This window comes from Mesorhizobium sp. M7A.F.Ca.CA.004.06.1.1, from assembly GCF_003999135.1.
In the GTDB taxonomy this organism is placed as follows: Bacteria; Pseudomonadota; Alphaproteobacteria; order Rhizobiales; family Rhizobiaceae; genus Mesorhizobium.
On sequence record NZ_RZPQ01001191.1, the window covers coordinates 1 to 1,080 of the forward strand.

Sequence of the window (1,080 nt, forward strand, 5' to 3'; positions counted from 1 at the left end):
AGCTGACGCTGGACGATTGGGACAGATATGGCCGCGATGTGCCGACCATCCTCGACCTGATGCCGTCCGGCCGTTTCCTGATGGAGGATTTCTGCTACGCCGGTGGCATTCCGGCCGTCATGAAGGAGATGGCCGATCTGCTTGATCTCGACGCGCTGACCGTCACCGGCAAGAGCGTGTGCGAGAACATCAGTGACGCCCAAAACTACAATCCGGAGGTGATCCGCCCGCGCGACAAGGCGCTGACATCGCACGGCGGCATCGCGGTGCTGCGCGGCAATCTGGCGCCCGACGGCGCCATTATCAAGCCGTCCGCCGCCTCGCCAGCGCTGATGAAGCATCGCGGCCGCGCCGTCGTCTTCGAGGACATCGACGACTACAAGGCGCGCGTCGACGATCCCTTGCTGGACATCGACGATGCGTCGATCATGGTGCTGAAGAATTGCGGGCCGAAAGGCTATCCTGGCATGGCCGAAGTCGGCAACATGGCGCTGCCTCGGAAGCTGCTGAAGCAAGGCGTCCGCGATATGATCCGCATCTCCGACGCCCGCATGTCCGGTACCGCCTTCGGCACTGTCGTTCTGCATGCCGCACCCGAAGCCGCTATCGGCGGCCCGCTGGCGCTGGTCAGGAGCGGCGACTTCATCGAGCTCGATGTCGAAGCGAGGAAGCTGCATCTCGACGTGTCGGAACAGGAGTTGGCGCGGCGTCGTGAATCCTGGCTACCGCCCGTCCCGGCGATGCGCGGCGGCTATCAAGGCCTCTACGTCGACCATGTCCTGCAGGCGGATCGTGGCGCCGACCTCGACTTTCTCGTCGGAAGCCGTGGCCATGCCATTCCACGCGAAAGCCATTGAGGTACGCGTGACAAAATTCAAACCAGATGATTTCCACGGTATTCACGCCATTCTCTACGCGCTCTTTGACGTGAACGAACAGCTGGACCGCGCGGCGATGCGTCGGCAGGTCGAGATCTGCCTCGCGACCGGCGTGCACGGCATGGCGGCGCTCGGCCTGGCAACGGAAGTCGCCCAACTGACCCAGGGCGAGCGGCGGGCGATCATGGAATGGACGGCGGGA

The 1,080-nt window shown here is 63.8% G+C and carries 2 protein-coding genes; both read left to right on the forward strand.

Annotated elements, in window-relative coordinates:
- Positions 1-857, forward strand: an 857-nt coding sequence (locus EN906_RS35035) for a dihydroxy-acid dehydratase (RefSeq protein WP_206529272.1), incomplete at its 5' end; no start/stop codon positions are given.
- Positions 832-1,080: dihydrodipicolinate synthase family protein (locus EN906_RS35040; RefSeq protein ID WP_245484403.1), on the forward strand; the 249-nt coding region annotated here is incomplete at its 3' end. The genes EN906_RS35035 and EN906_RS35040, both read left to right, overlap by 26 nt.